Source organism: Streptomyces abyssalis, assembly GCF_001751365.1.
Lineage (GTDB): Bacteria > Actinomycetota > Actinomycetes > Streptomycetales > Streptomycetaceae > Streptomyces > Streptomyces abyssalis.
This window is the reverse complement of the sequence record NZ_LJGT01000038.1, coordinates 922,426-938,224: the sequence shown is the minus strand read 5'-3', so window position 1 is coordinate 938,224 and position 15,799 is coordinate 922,426. Positions and strand designations below refer to the sequence as shown.

13 protein-coding genes are annotated in these 15,799 nt (G+C 71.8%); 6 read left to right on the top strand and 7 right to left on the bottom strand.

Going from position 1 to position 15,799, the window contains the following annotated elements; translation table 11 throughout:
• The first annotated feature begins 124 nt into the window (after positions 1–124).
• Positions 125–2,857: a SpoIIE family protein phosphatase gene (locus tag AN215_RS11390; RefSeq protein WP_079122898.1), complete on the top strand. Its 2,733-nt coding sequence runs from the start codon at positions 125–127 to the stop codon at positions 2,855–2,857.
• A gap of 40 nt (positions 2,858–2,897) precedes the next feature.
• On the opposite strand, the gene AN215_RS11385 is transcribed toward AN215_RS11390, so the two are convergent.
• The 5 genes from AN215_RS11385 to AN215_RS11365 form a co-directional block, all read right to left on the bottom strand.
• Positions 2,898–5,603 carry a LuxR C-terminal-related transcriptional regulator gene (locus tag AN215_RS11385; RefSeq protein WP_070009014.1) on the bottom strand — a complete coding sequence of 902 codons (2,706 nt, stop codon included), beginning with the start codon at positions 5,601–5,603 and terminating at the stop codon, positions 2,898–2,900.
• 29 nt (positions 5,604–5,632) lie between these two features.
• Positions 5,633–7,498, bottom strand: a complete 1,866-nt coding sequence (locus tag AN215_RS11380; RefSeq protein ID WP_139140721.1) for a TIGR03767 family metallophosphoesterase — start codon at positions 7,496–7,498, stop codon at positions 5,633–5,635.
• Positions 7,499–7,734: 236 nt separating this feature from the next.
• Complete coding sequence (locus AN215_RS11375; RefSeq protein ID WP_070031148.1) at positions 7,735–8,451, bottom strand: DUF4232 domain-containing protein; 717 nt, start codon at positions 8,449–8,451, stop codon at positions 7,735–7,737.
• Between the two features lie 241 nt (positions 8,452–8,692).
• Positions 8,693–9,121 carry a hypothetical protein gene (locus tag AN215_RS11370; RefSeq protein WP_070009011.1) on the bottom strand — a complete coding sequence of 143 codons (429 nt, stop codon included), beginning with the start codon at positions 9,119–9,121 and terminating at the stop codon, positions 8,693–8,695.
• 33 nt (positions 9,122–9,154) lie between these two features.
• Positions 9,155–9,697: a hypothetical protein gene (locus AN215_RS11365; RefSeq protein ID WP_070009010.1), complete on the bottom strand. Its 543-nt coding sequence runs from the start codon at positions 9,695–9,697 to the stop codon at positions 9,155–9,157.
• A gap of 402 nt (positions 9,698–10,099) precedes the next feature.
• On the opposite strand from AN215_RS11365, the gene AN215_RS11360 reads away from it, so the two are divergent.
• The 4 genes from AN215_RS11360 to AN215_RS11345 all read left to right on the top strand — a co-directional run bounded on the left by AN215_RS11360 (position 10,100) and on the right by AN215_RS11345 (position 13,231).
• The gene (locus tag AN215_RS11360) at positions 10,100–11,068 is read left to right on the top strand and encodes an AraC family transcriptional regulator (RefSeq protein WP_070009009.1); all 969 of its coding nucleotides are present in this window, start codon (positions 10,100–10,102) and stop codon (positions 11,066–11,068) included.
• A gap of 189 nt (positions 11,069–11,257) precedes the next feature.
• Positions 11,258–11,623 (top strand): hypothetical protein, encoded by a 366-nt coding sequence (locus AN215_RS11355; RefSeq protein ID WP_245694397.1) that lies wholly within the window; start codon positions 11,258–11,260, stop codon positions 11,621–11,623.
• Positions 11,624–11,706: 83 nt separating this feature from the next.
• Complete coding sequence (locus tag AN215_RS11350) at positions 11,707–12,489, top strand: maleylpyruvate isomerase family mycothiol-dependent enzyme (RefSeq protein WP_070009487.1); 783 nt, start codon at positions 11,707–11,709, stop codon at positions 12,487–12,489.
• 88 nt (positions 12,490–12,577) lie between these two features.
• Positions 12,578–13,231: a DUF7019 family protein gene (locus tag AN215_RS11345; protein WP_070009008.1), complete on the top strand. Its 654-nt coding sequence runs from the start codon at positions 12,578–12,580 to the stop codon at positions 13,229–13,231.
• A 16-nt stretch (positions 13,232–13,247) separates the two neighbouring features.
• Here AN215_RS11345 and AN215_RS11340 read toward each other — a convergent pair whose 3' ends face one another.
• Both AN215_RS11340 and AN215_RS11335 read right to left on the bottom strand, forming a co-directional pair.
• Positions 13,248–14,009 (bottom strand): hypothetical protein, encoded by a 762-nt coding sequence (locus AN215_RS11340; RefSeq protein WP_070009007.1) that lies wholly within the window; start codon positions 14,007–14,009, stop codon positions 13,248–13,250.
• Complete coding sequence (locus AN215_RS11335) at positions 14,006–14,869, bottom strand: hypothetical protein (RefSeq protein ID WP_070009006.1); 864 nt, start codon at positions 14,867–14,869, stop codon at positions 14,006–14,008. The genes AN215_RS11340 and AN215_RS11335 overlap by 4 nt, the downstream gene beginning before the upstream one ends.
• 292 nt (positions 14,870–15,161) lie before the next feature.
• Between AN215_RS11335 and AN215_RS11330 the strand changes: the two genes are divergently transcribed.
• Complete coding sequence (locus AN215_RS11330; RefSeq protein ID WP_070009005.1) at positions 15,162–15,770, top strand: GOLPH3/VPS74 family protein; 609 nt, start codon at positions 15,162–15,164, stop codon at positions 15,768–15,770.
• The last annotated feature ends 29 nt before the right edge of the window (positions 15,771–15,799 follow it).

Sequence of the window (15,799 nt, the reverse complement as noted above, 5' to 3'; positions counted from 1 at the left end):
GATGAGGGAGCACCGTAAGCAGTCCGTAACGGAGCGCACAGGAAGCCGGTGCCGTGCTGCGTCACACGTTCGAGCAAGCCGACGACCTGTCGACGCACGAGATCGAGCAGTGTAAACAGGGGCAATGGCAGGACCGCTGACACGTCTTCGGGCCCTGGCCGCCCCGCCGTTGACCGGCAGGCGCCTGCGGCGGACGCTGCTGCGTGAGGGCAGCGTCGCCGGGCAGGTCTTCGTCCTCCAGGTGGCCGTGGTCCTGCTGCTCGTCGTGGCTGCGGTGGCCGCCCTGGTCCTCCAGGTGCGGCGGGACGGCACGCAGGCGGCGCGCGACCGGTCGCTCGCCGTCGCCGAGACGCTCGCGAACGCGCCGGGGACGGTGGACGCGCTCCGCTCGTCCGATCCGACCGCGCGGCTGCAGGGCCCGGCCGAGGCCGCGCGGAAGCGCAGCGGGGTCGACTTCATCACCGTCATGAACAAGGACGGCGTCAGGTACACCCACCCGATCACGAACAGGATCGGGAAGAAGTTCGTCGGCACCACGGGGCCCGCGCTGCAGGGACGCGTCCACACCGAGACCATCGAGGGCACCATCGGCCGGCTCGTTCAGGTCGTCGTCCCCGTGACCGGCCGGGACGGCGAGATCGTCGGCCTCATCTCGGCCGGAATCAAGATCGACAAGGTCAGCGGCGTCGTCGACCGGCAGCTCCCGATCCTCCTGGGCGCGGCCGCCGTCGCGCTCGCGCTCGCAACCGCCGGTACGGCACTGGTGAGCCGGCGGTTGCGCCGTCAGACCCACGGCCTGGGACCGCTGGAGATGACGCGCATGTACGAGCACCACGACGCGGTGCTCCACGCGGTCCACGAGGGCGTGCTGATCGTCAGCGGCGAGGGCAGGCTGCTGCTGGCCAACGACGAGGCGAGCCGGCTGCTGGACCTGCCGCCCGACGCGCAGGGGCGCCACGTCACGGAGCTCGGCCTGGAGACGTCCATGGGCCGGCTGTTCGTCCCGGGGCGCGTCGCCACGGACGAGGTCCTGCCCGCCGGCGACCGGCTCCTCGCCGTGAACAACCGCTCCACCGACCGCCACGGCGGTCCTCCCGGCTGGGTCGCCACCCTCCGCGACACCACCGAGCTGCGTCTCCTCACCAGCAGGGTCGAAGTGGGCCGCAAACGCCTGGAGTTGCTCTACGAGGCCAGCGGCGGCATCGGCACCACCCTCGATGTCGTGCGTACCGCCGAGGAGTTGTCACAGGTCTCCGTTCCGCGCTTCGCCGACTTCGTCACCGTCGACCTGGCCGAGGCCGTGCTGCGCGGCGACGAACCGGGCGGCGGCAGCCCGGCGATGCGTCGCACGGCCGTCCACGGCATCCGCGACGACCAGCCGCTGTACCCGCTCGGCGAGCTGATCACGTTCGCCGCGCCCTCGCCGCAGGCCCGGGGCTTCGAGAGCGGACAGGCAGTGATGGAGCCCCGGCTGCGCGAGTCGCGCGGTTGGCGCGAGCAGGACTCCGAACGCACCGCCAGCGTCCTGGAGTACGGCATCCACTCGCTGATCGCGGCGCCGCTGCGCGCCCGCGGCGTGCTGCTGGGCGTGGTCAACTTCTGGCGCTCGGAGAAGCCCGAGCCCTTCGAGGACGACGACCTGTCCCTCGCCGCCGAACTGGCCGCCCGTGCCGCCGTGTCCATCGACAACGCACGCCGCTACACGCGCGAGCACGGCATGGCCGTCGCCCTGCAGCGGAGCCTGCTGCCGCGCGCACTGCCCGAGCAGAGCGCCGTCGAGGTCGCCTCCCGGTATCTGCCCGCGAAGGCCGGAGTGGGCGGCGACTGGTTCGACGTCATCCCGCTGCCCGGGGCACGCGTCGCGCTCGCCGTGGGGGACGTCGTGGGACACGGGCTGCACGCCGCCGCCACCATGGGCCGGCTCCGTACCGCCGTGCACAACTTCTCCGCCCTCGACCTGCCGCCCGACGAACTCCTCGGCCACCTGGACGAGTTGGCCGCACGCATCGACCATGACGCCATCGAGGCGGGCGACGAGACGGCCATCACCGGCGCCACCTGCCTTTACGCGGTCTACGACCCGGTCTCGCGTACGTGTGTGACGGCCAGGGCCGGTCACCCCACGCCCGCCGTGGCACGCCCCGACGGCACCGTGGAGTTCCCCGACGTGCCGGCCGGACTGCCGCTGGGCATCGGCGGACTGCCCTTCGAATCGGCCGAGTTGCAGCTGCCCGAGGGCAGCCGCCTCGTGCTGTTCACCGACGGCCTCGTCGAACGCCGCGACAAGGACATCGACACCGGGCTGCGGCTGCTGCGCGACGCGGTGGCGCAGGCGGGCCAGTCGCCCGAGGAGAGCTGCGACGCGGTGCTGGAAGCCCTGCTGCCGGACCGCCAGGGCGACGACATCGCGCTGCTGGTCGCCCGTACGCGGGTGCTGGGGCGGGGCCAGGTCGCCGAGTGGGACGTGGAGTCGGACCCCTCGGCGGTCTCCGGGGTGCGCAACGCCGTCTCCTCGCAGCTCGCGGAGTGGGGCCTGGAGGAGCAGGGCTTCGTCACGGAGCTGATCCTCAGCGAACTGATCACCAACGCCATCCGGTACGGCACCGGGCCGATCAAGGTGCGGCTGCTCCACGACCGTGCCCTCATCTGCGAGGTCTCCGACCACAGCAGCACCTCACCGCACCTGCGCCACGCGGCCACGACGGACGAGGGCGGCCGCGGGCTCTTCCTCGTCGCGCAGTTCGCCGAGCGCTGGGGGACGCGCTACACGAAGGACGGCAAGGTCATCTGGACGGAACAGTCACTGCCCGGCAGCCGTGACGCGACGACCCCCGAGGCGGACGCCCTCTTCACGTGACGCCGCCGGTCGATGTGCTGCCGGTTCACGCGCGGCCGGTTCACGCACCAGGACCCGCGCCGGAGGACCCCACCGTCCCGGACTGCCCCAGGCGGGCGGCGAGTTCGCGGCGCGTGGCGATGCCGAGCTTGGCGTACGCCCGCTGCAGATGGTTGTCGACTGTGCGCACCGACAGGGTCAGCGAGGCGGCTATCTCCTTGCTCGGCTCGCCGGCGGCGGCCAGCACGGCGATCTCGTGCTCCCTGTCGGTCAGCGGCGCAGCGGCACGTACGGCGTCGAGCAGCGGAGTACGGGCACCCTCGCAGTGCTCCTCCGCGACGGCGCAGGCACGTACCGACGCGGCCGTGGCCTGGCGCCCCTCGCCGCGACGGCGCCACACGCCGGATGCCGCGGCGGCGGCCTCGGCGGCCGGAAGATGAGCGCCCAGCGCCTCCAGCTCGTCGCTGACCTCCAGCAGCCGCGACGGGTCGCCCGCCGCGAGCACCGAGGCCAACCGGGCCCGCACCGCCGCCAGTTCGCCGTCGCACCGCTCCGCCACCGAGGCCAGCCGCCCGGCGACGCCGGCGGCTCCGCCGAGCCGCGCCACGTCGGTCAGCAGCAGCCCCTCCGATGTGATGTGGCCCGTGGAGCGCGCCGCGTCCGCCGCCTCGGTCAGCACGCTCCGCGCCTTGCTGCGGTGTCCGCCGCTCGCGAGAAGCCACGCCTCACCCAGGCGCTCCTCCCCGACGGAGAAGTAGCCGGGCGCCCCGCCCGCCATGCCGTCCAGCTCCGCGAGCGCGTTTCCGGCGGCTTCCGCGTCCCCCAGCACGGCGGCGCACGCGGCCAGCCCGCTCAGCGCGATCCGCAGCAGCTTGACCTGGTGTTCACGGCGGGCGAGCGCGGCCAGTTCGGCGTACAGGCGGCGCGCGGTCGCGGGATGGCCGGCCAGCCACTGGGTGCGGGCGCTCAGCAGCGCGGGGAGGACCCGCAACAGGGGGCTGTGGCGCGCGAGTTCGACGCTCACGCTCTCGCAGAGGGCCGCGGCCTGAGCCAGCCGTCCTTCCTCCGCGAGCGCGAGCACCAGCGTGCCCTGCTGGACGGCCGGGTGGGCGGGACGTGCCTCCTCGTCGGTCAGCACATGTGCCGCGTGGGCGTGTTCGGCCCAGCGGACGGCCTCCCCGATGCGGCCGGTCAGGACCAGTGCGAGGGTCCGCACCGCGGCCGCGCACAGCCACATCCGCCGGTCGGGTGCCCGGTCGGCGTCGGGTTCGAGGAGATCCAGCAACTCCAGCCCGGCGACCGGCTCTCCGCTGGCGAGCCTGATGAACCCCTCGTTGACGAGGAGCAGTTCGCGGACGGTGTCGGAGGATGCCGCGGCTCGGGCGGCTTCGTTGACGTCGAGTATCTCGGCCGGCGGCGTGTTGCTCACCAGCAGGTTCGTCGTCCTGGTCACGGTGACGGCGATGCGTTCCGGTTCGTTCCGTGCGGACTGGGCCGCCTGTGCCAGTACGGCGTCGGCCAGATCCCAGCCGCCCGTGAGGAAGTGCGCCTCGCCCAGCATGAGCCTGGTCCCGGTGTCGTGGTGCGTCTCGGGCAGTGCTTCGAGGAAGGCGAGCGTGCGCGGATGGTCGTGTGCGTAGTGGGCGAGCCGTGCCGCGCGCAGCAGCAGGGCAGGATCGGCCTTGCCGGTGGCGTCGAGCCGCCATGTGGCGATGCGCAGCGCGTCACCGCGTCGCTGCGCGCCCAGCGCCTCGATCCGCTCGGCCTGTTCGAGCTGGATCGCCCGGTGCCGCAGGGCGGGTACGGAGCTGCGCAGGACCTCCTCGTAGAGCGGGTGTGCCAGCGAGACCCGGGTGCGCCGGCCGTCGGTGCCGAACTGGATCAGTCCCTTGCGTTCGAGCTCCGTCAGTACGTCCTGCGGCGCGGCCTCTTCGAGTGCGGCGAGCGGAAGTGCCCCGCAGCAGGCGAGGACTTCGAGCGCGTCGCGCCCGGCGCCCGCGACGGCGTCCACTTTCACGCGGATGAGCTCGGCCAGCCGGACCGTCGTCCAGTCCGCGCCGGGGCCCGCCTCCCAGACCTCGCCGTCGCTGGTGAGAGCGTGGTTCTCGAGTGCTCCCCGCACGAGTTCGCGGAGGAAGAGCACATTGCCGCCGGAGACCTCGTGCAGGTCCCTGACCGTGCTGCGGCCGACGGGCCCTCCGAGGACCTCGTTCAGCAGCCCTTCGGTCCGCCGCAGGTCGAAGGCGTCAAGACCGACGTGGAAGACCGACTCGCCCGCGGTCAGCGCCTGCACCGCCTCCGTGGCGTGCTCCCCCGTACGGATCGTCGCGATCAGCGTGATCACGCCCGCGTCCATCAGCTGCCGCAGCAGCATCGCCGACGTCGCGTCGAGGAGGTGGATGTCGTCGACGAACACCGCGTACCGCTCCCGGTGGTCACCGCCGTCCCGGATGGCGCCGGCCACCGTGGCGAACCCCCGCACCGGATCGGTGAGATCGACGCCGGTCGGCAGGAGATGAGCGATCGCCCCGAGCGGTACGGCCGCGGCCGCCGTGCTCGCCACGGCACGCCCGGCCCGGAAGCCGGCACGTTCCGCCACGGCGAGACACTCCTCGGCCAGGCGTGACTTGCCGACGCCGGCCTGGCCGAAGACGACCAGCCCGGAACACCGGTTCGCGGTCAGTGCACGCGTGAGACGGCCGAGCTCCTCGTCCCGCCCGTACAGCGGCCAGCCCGCCCCCCAAGCCGGCACACGCGACTCGTCCATCCGGCAACTCTACGCACAGAACGCGCCTGTCAGCGGGTCTGTACGGGCTCTTCACGTGCTCCGGGGCGGGGCCCCGCCGCCGCATGGTGCGGTGCTTTCATTCCGGATACGGGGAAGGGCGCCGGCAGCAGCAGCTCGGTGTTGCGGTCCTTCTCGCTGCCGCGGTGGCCCTCGTCCACCTGGAGGTCGTTGACGGCCAGCTCCCGCGCCAGGGACGCCAGGGCCCGGGGGCTGCCCAGGTCGCCGCCGCTCTCCAGCGGCGCGTCGATGTCGAGGACGGTCGTGAAGAGGGCCAGGCACTCCCTGCCCTCGCCGTCCCTGCCCGCGGCGATCTCGATGACGCGGCTCTGGACCGGCCAGTCGATGTGCGCGGCCGCCGAGACCTCCCAGAAACCGCCCGGCCTGGCGTGCCCGGCGGGCCGTGCGTGGGGCCTGATCTCGTTGCGGTGGGTGTGGCCGTTCGCCATCAGAACGACGTTCGGGAAGCGCAGCAGCAGCGCTTCCACTTCCTCTCCGGAGCGGTGGTCGTTCTCGGTGTTGGTCATGGTGTGCAGCGGGTGGTGGCAGAAGACGACGACGAGTCTGTCCCGCACCCCCTGCTGCGTCACGGCTTCGCCCGACTCGTCGAAGTACGTGCGGCTGTGCTCCTTCAGCCGCTCCTCGAGCCAGCGGAACTGGTCCTCGTCGATGCCGCCGTCCGCGTTGCTCGCGATGTTGCCGAGGCCGCCCGGATTCGTCGTGTCCAGAGTGATGTAGGCGACCGGGTCGTCCGCCGCCGCCGGTATCGCGTAGTACGCCTTGTCGCTGCCGGCCGCGAATCCGTGCCCGGCAGGCAGCCCCGAGGTGCGGTGGTGCTCCTCGACGAACTCACCGGGGCTGAGCAGACGCCGCTCGGCATCGGCCGTGACGTCCTGCGACTCGACCCCGTCGAACACGGCCTTGATCACGTCGAAGAGATCCAAGTCGTCCATGTCGTCGGGGAGTTCGGGACCCTCGGTCCACTTGGAGCCGTTCACGGTGTGGTGCTTCAGCGAGTGGAAGAAGGGCAGGTCGGTGTCGATGGGCAGGTTTCCCTGCGCCATCACGTCGTGGTTCCCGTACACCGCGTACCAGGGCATGCCCAGCCCGCCCGCCGTGAACGGCTTGCGTGCCGCGCCCAACAGGCCCTGGATCTGCGGGAATCCGCGCCGTCCGTAGCGGTTCGCGGGGTCCACCGGGTCCTCGGGGCGCCAGTAGTGCTCACTCCTGCCGAAGGTCCCGTTCGCGACGCTCTCGTCCTTGCCGGGCGAACCGGAGTCCGCCCGCACGGACTTGCCGCCGTCGAGGAGGTCGATGTACCAACGCACCTCGTTCAGCTGAGCGTTGTCGACGGCGTCGCCCGTCACCACCGTGAAGGCGAGGGGCAGCCCCGTTCTCGGGCCCTCACCGAGCTGCCTGAGCGAGCGGCACATCGCGTCCACAAGGTGCAGCGACAGGAACTCGTGCGCCCGGTAGCCGGCCGAGAAGGGCCATCCCGAGCCGGGGTCGTCGTTGTAGCGGTCGAGGAACTCCACGCGGGACGGCGACTGGTCGTCGACGATGTGGAGATCGCTGAGATGCCCGAAGGCGGCCAGGGGCTCCAGCTTCTCCGCCCGTACGTCGGTGATGTCCGTACGGAGCAGATGGTCCTCGCCCTTGCCCTCGACGAGCTTCCGGAAGCCGTTGCCGTCGGGCGGGCCGGGCTGGACCGTGCGGGTCAGTGTGGTGCCGGCGGTCTTCGCCGGCGCCGGCCGCGACGGGGAGAGCAGCTCCGAAGCGGCGAGCGCGGCGGCACGGCCCTTCCCGCCCGCGTCGATGGCCGCCGCGGCCACACCCACGGCGGCGAAGGTCAGCATCCTGCGACGTGAGACCGGCACCTGATCCCCCTTCTTCGGCGACGCCCCGCCGGTCGGTGCGGGGCGTGCGTACGGCCGTCCGTACGACCCGGTGGATTCTTGAACCGAACGGGGCCGTACGCATGAGTAATCACTACTCCCCTGTGCATGCGGGGACCTGGCGACGCCGCGGCCGGTGCCTTCTCCGGTGCGCTTGCCGGCGCCGGTTGCGGCTCCGGTGCCTGTGCCGGTGCCTGTGCCGGTGTCACGTCCGGTGCTCACTGCTGGAAGGGCCCCACCGTGGTCTTCGGGCCGCAGACGATCAGTCCGGCCTCCGCGGCGTCCGCGTCGCCCGCCTCGTTGGCGCGGATCTTGGCATTCCAGGTCGCGTCCTGGTTGGACACCTCGGCCGTTTCGGCACTCTTCCCGCAGGTGATCCCGTCCTGCGAGCCGCCTTCGCTCACCGGGCCGCTCTCGTACGTCAGATCCGCGGTGGCGACGCTGCCCGAGTCGACCGTGACGAGTGGGGCCTCCTGATTGCCGTCGGTGGCGGGCTCGGGGTTGAGGATCTCGCCGTCCGACGACTTCAGGATGAGGTTCGGCGCGCCGTAGACGGAGCAGGAACGCCCGCTGTTGTTGAACACCTGGATCTCACCGGTGCCGGAGCCGACGGCGGTCCTGATCGTGACGGCGGTGTTCTTCTCGGTGCAGGCAGGCGCGTCCGGCTTGTGATTGCCGAGGCCTCCGTCACCGGCCTCCCCGCCGCCGGTGCCCCCGTTGCCGGACGCCCCGGCGCTCCGCCCCTCGGTCTCGCCGTCGCCGCCCGCTCCGCCGGCCGATTCGCCCGCGCCGCCACCCGGGCTGGCCGTCGAGCTGGTGGAGGATGCCGGGGCGCCGGCACCGGAGTCGTCCTTCGGACCGCAGCCGGTGATCACCAGACTGCACGCGGCCAGGACGGTCGTGGTTGCGGCAGCGAGCCGCAGACGATTGCGCATGGTCTTCCTCAGCACTTGATCGGTCATCGGTACGCGGCGGCCCCCTGCACCGAAGGCAGGGGACCCTGCCTTCGGTGCAGGGGCCCCCAGCCGTCACGCAGGACGGATGCCGCCGTACCGCTGAGCCCAGCACGTGCCGCGGGGCAGGTCGTGAGTAAGCGCTACTCATGCGTAACCAAGCCCGAAGTGGAGCGAAAGACCTCGGATGTGCAGGTCAGAGAACCGGAACCCGCACCTGGGCCTACGGAGTGCCCGCGTCCGCTCCCGTTTCCTCGAGCCGCAGGAACCCGGTGAAGAAGGGAGTGATGCTCACCGGGAACGCGCCCTCCGAGCCGGGCGCCAGCGCCGCCCGCACCTGCTCGTCGGGGTCTCCGTAGACGTCCAGACGCTCGACGGAGCAGTGCTCCATGACCGCAGCGATGTAGGGGTCGGACAGCTTCCAGTGGGTGCGGACCGCCTCTGAGCCGTCGTACAACTGGAAGCTGTGGGCCCGCATTCCGGCCTCGTCGACGAAGACCCTGACCATGAGCTGCGGGCCGTGCTCCTCGACGAAGCCGACCGCGCGACGGACGGCTTCCCGGAAGCCGTCGAGATGCCCCTCGGTGATCTTCATGGTGTTGTGCATGAGGACGGGTGCCGTACCGCCGGATGACTCACTCGTGATCTCCATGCGCCGAGTCTTCGACTTGAACCGCCGTTGAAGTCAAGCGTGACTCATCGCGTTGGCGACGACGATCACCAGCCCGATCACCAGGTCCACGCCTCCCGAGAGAAACGAGCCCGGCCATCCGCGCCCCGCGACACGGGCGGCCCACGCGCCCCAGGCGAACAGCGCGACCGTGTTGAACCACAGCGCCGCCGCCACGGCGTCGCTCTCCTCCCACCACCCGGCGACGGCGACGGACAGCAGCACCGCCGTCGGCAGCGCCGCGGCGACCAGCGGCCACTCCGCCAGCATCGTCCGCAGCGCTCGCACGGTGGTCTCTCCGCGGGCCGCGGCGCGGCGGGCGATCACATGCGCATAACCGTGCGCGGCCGCCGTCGCGGCAGTGGTGAGCAGCACCCACAGCAGGTCCGACGCCGGGTCCGGCTCCTCCCCGGGGTTCTCGAGCGCGGCGATCAGTGCGCTGGACAGCACGAGCCCGTAGGTGCCCCCGAACAGCAGCTGTTCCCGGGGTAGGTGCCGCACGGCCCGCGTACGGACCGGGCCGGGGGAGGACGGGACGGGCTCGTCGCGGCCGGGCATCACACCGCCTCCATGCGGGAGGAGTTCCAGTTCGGGTCCGCACATGCTCACCCGCGGGCCGCACCGCCGCGCACCGCGACGCGTGCACGGCACGCTTCTTCCGCCGTACGGGAGCGGCCGGGGCCGGACCCCGGGCCGATCACGGACCGCGCGCCGCAGCGGCCCCGGGGACGCTTGCCCGCCCTGCCCTGCCCTGCCCTGCCCGGGCGGTCGGGCCCGGCTTCCCGGCCTGCCCTGCCCTGCCGGTCCCGCCCGTCCCCGGCTCCGGTCGCGACCCGGCGGCAGGATCTCCGCCGGGACCCCGCCCCCGGTCCCCCGGCCGGGCCTGGCCGGGCGAGGTGAGTAGTACGGTCGAAAAGAGAGTTTGCTTCCTATTCGTCCCGCGTCGGCCTGGAGGCGATCATGTCGGTGGATATCGAGCGGCTTCCCGTCGAGCGGTCGGAGTTCGCAACCAAGGATCCTGACACCGCCGAGGCCATGAGCGCCGAGATGTACGGCGCCTTCCGGCCGAAGTACGGCCACACCGAGGACTTCACGTTCGACGGCCGCCGTACGAGCGCCGGGGGAATGAGCCTCGACCACCTCACGCACTCGACGATGAGCATCGAATGCGCGCCCCTCGACTACCTCATGTTCATGTTCGTGAGGGGCGGGACGCTCACCGTCACCTCAGGTGACATCGAGACCCGCCTGCGCATGGGCGACACGGCCGTGTGCCCTGCGGGAGTGCCTCTCACGATCAGCTGGGACCGCCTCAACAAGGAAGTCATCTCGGTGCCTCTGCAGGCGGCCCACGAGGCGGCGGCCGAGTACGGCGGAACCGGCGAGGTGAACTTCGTCGGGACGACACCGGTGTCCCCCGCGATGGACCGGTTCTGGCGCTCCACGGTCGGATTCGTCGCCAGCCAGCTGGAGAGCCCCGACAGCCCCCTGTCGGAGCCGCTGGTCTACGAGCAGACGCTCAGCCTTCTCGGTACGGCGGCGGTGAAGACCTTCCCGAACACCACCATGACGGCCGACTACCAGCCCGGCCCCGGCCAGATCGCACCGGCCGCGCTGCGCCGCGCCGTCTCGTTCATCGAGGCCAACGCCGACCGGCCCCTCAGCCTGACCGACATCGCCGCCGCCGCGTCCGTCTCCGCGCGGGCCCTGCAGCACGGCTTCGTCCGCCAGTACGGGACCAGCGCGCTCGGCTACCTGTACCGCGCCCGCCTCGAACGGGCCCGCCGGGATCTCCAGGCCGCCGACCCCACCACCGGTGCGACGGTCGACTCCGTGGCCACACGCTGGGGTTTCCCCAACCCCGGGAAGTTCTCCGCCACTTACCACGAGGCGTACGGGCAGCCGCCTGTCCAGACCCTGCGGTCCTGATCCCGCGGCGGATCAACCTCCGGCAGGGGCGGTGCGTCCTGACCCTCGGCTGCTCCGTGAGCGGTCCTGCCGCCACGGCGACGCGTTTCTGCCACGAGGAGGACGACCATCCCCGGGACCGGAGCCACCTCGCGCGAGCGCCGGGGCGGGCGCCCCGGCCGTCTCAGCCGCATCGGCCGGCCGTACGGCGTGCGCCGGCTGCTCCTCGGCGCCGTGCTGGGCGCCGCCCTCACCGCCGTACTGCTCACCGTCCTGTGGTGGCCGCGGTCCGAGGTCGTGCACCGCAGCGGCGCACCGCCTTCCGTGACCTACAAGGACGGGTCACGCCATCACCTCGGCCTGGTCCGCGAGCACAGCTTGTCCGGACGGGAGTCCTGGCGCCTGGTCGTCGGCCGCGATCCCCGCCTGGCCTACGGGCACATGCTGGACGTCGACGCGTCACTCGGGGCAGGCGGGATCGAGTCCACGGAGTGGACGACCGCCGGCGTGCGGATCCGGTTCACCGCCGGGCACGAACTCTTCGTTCCCGCACGGCTCTTCACGTACGGAAGGTGAACAGGACGCCGCCGTCGCGCCGGAGGAGCAGCATGACCGGAATGGGGGTGAACGAGCGGGAGGTATGTGCTGAACTTCCCGGCATGGACCCTTCCCGATATCTCGGCTGCCTGGCGGCCGACTTCGCCCGCCTGCGTGCCGTGGCACCGGCCGACCTCACCGCGGCGGTGCCGAGTTGCCCCGGTTGGACCGTCGCCGATCTGACCCGTCACGTCGCCGAGGTGTATCTGCACAAGACGCTGGCCATCCGCGAGGGCGCCGAGCCCGAACCGTGGCCGCCGGACGAACTGGCGGACGAGGAGCCTGTCGCGCTGCTCGACCGGACGTACGCGGGGCTGCTGGAGGAGTTCGCCGCCCACAAGCCGGACGATCCGGCGGGCTCCTGGTACACCCCCGACCGGACCGTCGGGTTCTGGTTCCGGCGGATGGCGCAGGAGACGCTCATCCACCGCATCGACGCGGAACTCGGCGCCGGCCTGCCGGTCGCGCCCGTCCCCGCGGACCTGGCGGTCGACGGCGTCGACGAGCTGCTCAAGGTCTTCGTGGCGTACGGAGTCGCCGAGTGGGGCGCCTACTTCACCGGCATCCTCTCCGCTTCGCCGGGCCGGACGTACGCGGTGCGGACGGACGGTGCGGCCTGGCGGGTGCGTACGGGCTCCGGGCTCTTCGCCGTCGAGGGCGGCCCCGGCGCCTCCGCACCGGAGGGGTCCGGCGCGGTCGACGTGACCGTGAGCGGCCCCCCGGAGGCTCTGCTGCGCCGGCTGTGGAACCGCGAGCAGCCCGGCGGCCCGTCCGGAGTGACGGTCGAGGGCGCCCCGGAGGCCATCGAGGAGCTGCGACGCTGCATCGTCACGGCCACGCAGTGAGTGTGCGAGGGCGAGGCGCAGGGCAGTCCAGGGCCGGGCGACCCCGCCCGTGCTCACAACCAGGCCAGTAGCGAAGGGGAGGCACAGGGTGAATCTGTTCGGGCGAGGAAAGCGACGCATTCCGCTCAAGTACTACCTCTACATATCCCAGTCGAAGCTGGACAACCTCTTACCTCAGATTCCGCAGTCGTTCATCAAGGCATTCGAGACCGAGTTCAAAGTCAGTGCGGGAGTGCTGGGGGCCACGGTGAGAGGAAAGCCCGGTGGCGACCCCTCTGAGGTCTCGGCCCGGGTCGGGGTGCTCGACGCCTATCTCAGGAAGAGCGAGCCGCCTGGATCGGTCGCACAGCCGGGCCGGTACATCGCGGGTGCCGAGTCGTTCCGATACGGCATCGTGCACGAGTACGCGTCGCAACTGGCCTTCTTCGGAGGGCCCGTGGACGGAGTGAGGTGCGCACTCATCGGATCCCCCGACAGCCTGGTCGGCGCCGCTCCCAAGGCCGGCGCGAATCACGCGCCGTACTACTACACCCTCAAGTTTCTCAACGCCCTGGCCTCCGCCCCTGAATGGCAGCAGGCCACGGGAGAGCCCGACTACTACTCCTACCCCGAAGCCGTTGACATAGCGTTGCAGGCGCTCTCTTCGACACCGCCCACCAGGCTGGAGTTTCTGGCCAAGACCCTGCACGTCGAGCCAGGTGTGGTCGTGGCGACTCCGATCTATGTGGCGATGGCCGACTGAGCTCACGTCGGCCGCCCTACGTCAGCAGCCCGGCGAGCCTTTCCTCGACGTCCTCCCTGTCCTCCGCTCCGGTCGGCACCAGCTCCGCCCGGTCGCGCGGGTCCCGGGAGAGCACGTGCAGCCGTCCGTCGTTGCGGGCGAGGATCAAGTCGCGGCTGGCACCGGCGACTTCGGCCGATCCCTGCGCCGTGTAGTCGGTGACGGTGACGAGCGCGGAGCGCTCCGACGCGGTGAGCACGGCATCGGCGTCCATCGCGGGATCGGGCTTCGCCACCCGGCCTCCGGGCAACCAGTCGATGAGCGTGCGGAGGGCTTCGTCGAGCTTGTGGAGACCGATCTGGTGGACGCCGAGGGCGTCGATGCGGATCATCAGGCAGATCCCCTCGGGCTGCGGGAGCAGCAGTATCCGCCACGGCTCCCCCGGTTCCGTGCCGGTCGTACGGGCGTCCAGCACCTTCCGCGCCCTCCGCTGGAACGCCACGGTGATGCCCAGGTCTCCCCGCACCTGGACCTGCTCTTCCGACGACCCCGCCACGAGCAACTGCCGTGCGGCCAGCGACCGTACGGCCTCGGCGAGCACCTCGTCCGACGGACGGGCCTCCAGGAAGTCCACGATCGCGTCCACAGCGGTGAGTTCGGCGATGGTGTACGCACCGAGCAGTACCGGTCCGGTGTTGACCAGGTTCAGCACAGCCGAGACCAGCCCTTCGGGGACGGACGCGTCGCCCGGTTCCGGCGGCGGCGCCGGCGGAGGACCGTTGCGCTGTTCGTCGCTCATGCGGCTCCTCTCCCCGGCCGTCCCTGCGGCCGTCCGTCCACCGCGGGCGCCTCGGGGCGCTGCCGGAGGAGCTCGGCGGCACTGCGCGAGGGCGTCTGCGTGACCCACACGTCGGAGTTGCCGAACAGCCCGCGCCCGGCCCTGCCGGACAGCGCGTGCCCCAACTCGCCCGCCAGGTCCGCCCGGTCGGGGGGCGGGAACCGGGCCGCCAGGTCCTGGGACACGGCGGTGACGTCGTCGTCCTCCTCGATCCGGCGCAGTGCCCGGGCCAGCGACCGCGCGACCGGCGGCGTCAGCGACGTGGGCACCGCCAGGACCGGCGACAGGTACATGGGGCGCCGCTCGGTCATCCGGGACAGGCCCCAGGGGCCGACGTTGCTGCGGGTGATCCGGTACACCACGTAGTCCATGAGGTGCCGGAGGTCGTTGAGGGTGGGCAGCTTGCGCTTGCCGAAGGCCGCCGGGGTCTTCTCCAGCTGCACCCAGGTGCCCTGCGCCGTGCGGCCGTGCAGCTTCTCCCGTACGACGTCGCCGCGCATCCCGATGTCGGGATACCGCGTCTTGTCGATGTCGCGGTGATGGCTGGACAGGCGTGTACGGCTGCCCTCGGCGAACCGCCAGTTCTCGTACAGCTGCGGGTCGTCCACCAGCACGTGGCCGCCGCACAGCACGTCGTGCAACTGCGGCACCTGCAGTCCGTTCCGCTCCAGATCGGCGAGGATCACCGCCTCCTCGGGGCTGAGGCGGCCGACTGCGGTGACCAGTCCCTTACGGTACGCACCCGCCCGAGCGGTGATCTTGATCATGAGGCGCACCCTGCGGCGCTGCAGCTCGGCCTGCTCGGCCTGCTCGGCCCGCACACCGCCGGAATCCCGCGGGACGGAATCCGCCTTGCCGGACCGCCCGGTGCGCGGCGTCGGGGCATTTGTGTGCTTTCGCTTCACTTGACCACTACAACACGGCGGCCGGGCGCCCGCATCGGCTGCGAACGGCCTGCGAATGCAGCGGCCGTTCCCGCTCCTTAGGCTGGTTCACGGGAGTACGTGTCGGGGGCCCCAGTTCCACACCGGCACCACTCGTCGTCATGCGGGTGCGTGGCCGGTGAGACCCGGCGTCGCATCCCGTGCCGGCGCCCCTGATGTGGAGTCCTCCATGAGCACACCGCGGGACTTGATGATCATCGCCCTGGACGTGACGCCGAGCAGGCCCGTGAAGCAGGGCGAACTGTCGCTCGCCCTGGCGGGAGCCGAACTGGTCGACCTCCTGGGCGCCGGGGCCGTCACGCTGGAGGACGACCTGATCGTGCCCGGCGACGGGACGCCCGTGACGGACCCGCTGCTGGAACGGGCCGCGGCGTCGTTCGCACGGGAGGCGCCGCACGAGCCCGTCGGCGACTGGCTCTGGCGCAGGGGCCGCGGGCTGGCCTCGGCCTATCTGGACGCCCTTCAGGCGGAAGGGCAGCTCACGCGGCGACGGAGCCGGTGGTCGCCGTTCCGGACCGGCCGTACCGTGCCGGCGGATTCGTACGGGCGCCGCCGGGCGGGGGACCGCTGGGCGTCGGAGGAGCCCGTCCTCCTCGCGCTTGCGACGACCGTCGGCATCCGCGACGACGAGACCGGACGCGACACCCGGATCGTGGACGACGAGGCGGTGGAGACGGTGCTCGCGGCGGTCGACGGCGCTTCGGTGGAGCTGGAGGCCGTACGGCAGCGCAGATCCGTCGAGCAGGACGCCTTCGACAACATCTGGCGGGGCGACTGACGGGGGACGGCGACGGGGCCGTCGGTGGT

What these genes read in the sequence shown, in the direction of transcription:
- AN215_RS11390 (WP_079122898.1), top strand. Translation starts at nt 125, where the DNA reads ATGGCAGGACCGCTGACACGTCTTCGGGCCCTGGCCGCCCCGCCGTTG.
- AN215_RS11385 (WP_070009014.1), bottom strand. Translation starts at nt 5,603, where the DNA reads ATGGACGAGTCGCGTGTGCCGGCTTGGGGGGCGGGCTGGCCGCTGTAC.
- AN215_RS11375 (WP_070031148.1), bottom strand. Translation starts at nt 8,451, where the DNA reads ATGCGCAATCGTCTGCGGCTCGCTGCCGCAACCACGACCGTCCTGGCC.
- AN215_RS11370 (WP_070009011.1), bottom strand. Translation starts at nt 9,121, where the DNA reads ATGGAGATCACGAGTGAGTCATCCGGCGGTACGGCACCCGTCCTCATG.
- AN215_RS11365 (WP_070009010.1), bottom strand. Translation starts at nt 9,697, where the DNA reads ATGCCCGGCCGCGACGAGCCCGTCCCGTCCTCCCCCGGCCCGGTCCGT.
- AN215_RS11360 (WP_070009009.1), top strand. Translation starts at nt 10,100, where the DNA reads ATGTCGGTGGATATCGAGCGGCTTCCCGTCGAGCGGTCGGAGTTCGCA.
- AN215_RS11350 (WP_070009487.1), top strand. Translation starts at nt 11,707, where the DNA reads ATGGACCCTTCCCGATATCTCGGCTGCCTGGCGGCCGACTTCGCCCGC.
- AN215_RS11340 (WP_070009007.1), bottom strand. Translation starts at nt 14,009, where the DNA reads ATGAGCGACGAACAGCGCAACGGTCCTCCGCCGGCGCCGCCGCCGGAA.
- AN215_RS11330 (WP_070009005.1), top strand. Translation starts at nt 15,162, where the DNA reads ATGAGCACACCGCGGGACTTGATGATCATCGCCCTGGACGTGACGCCG.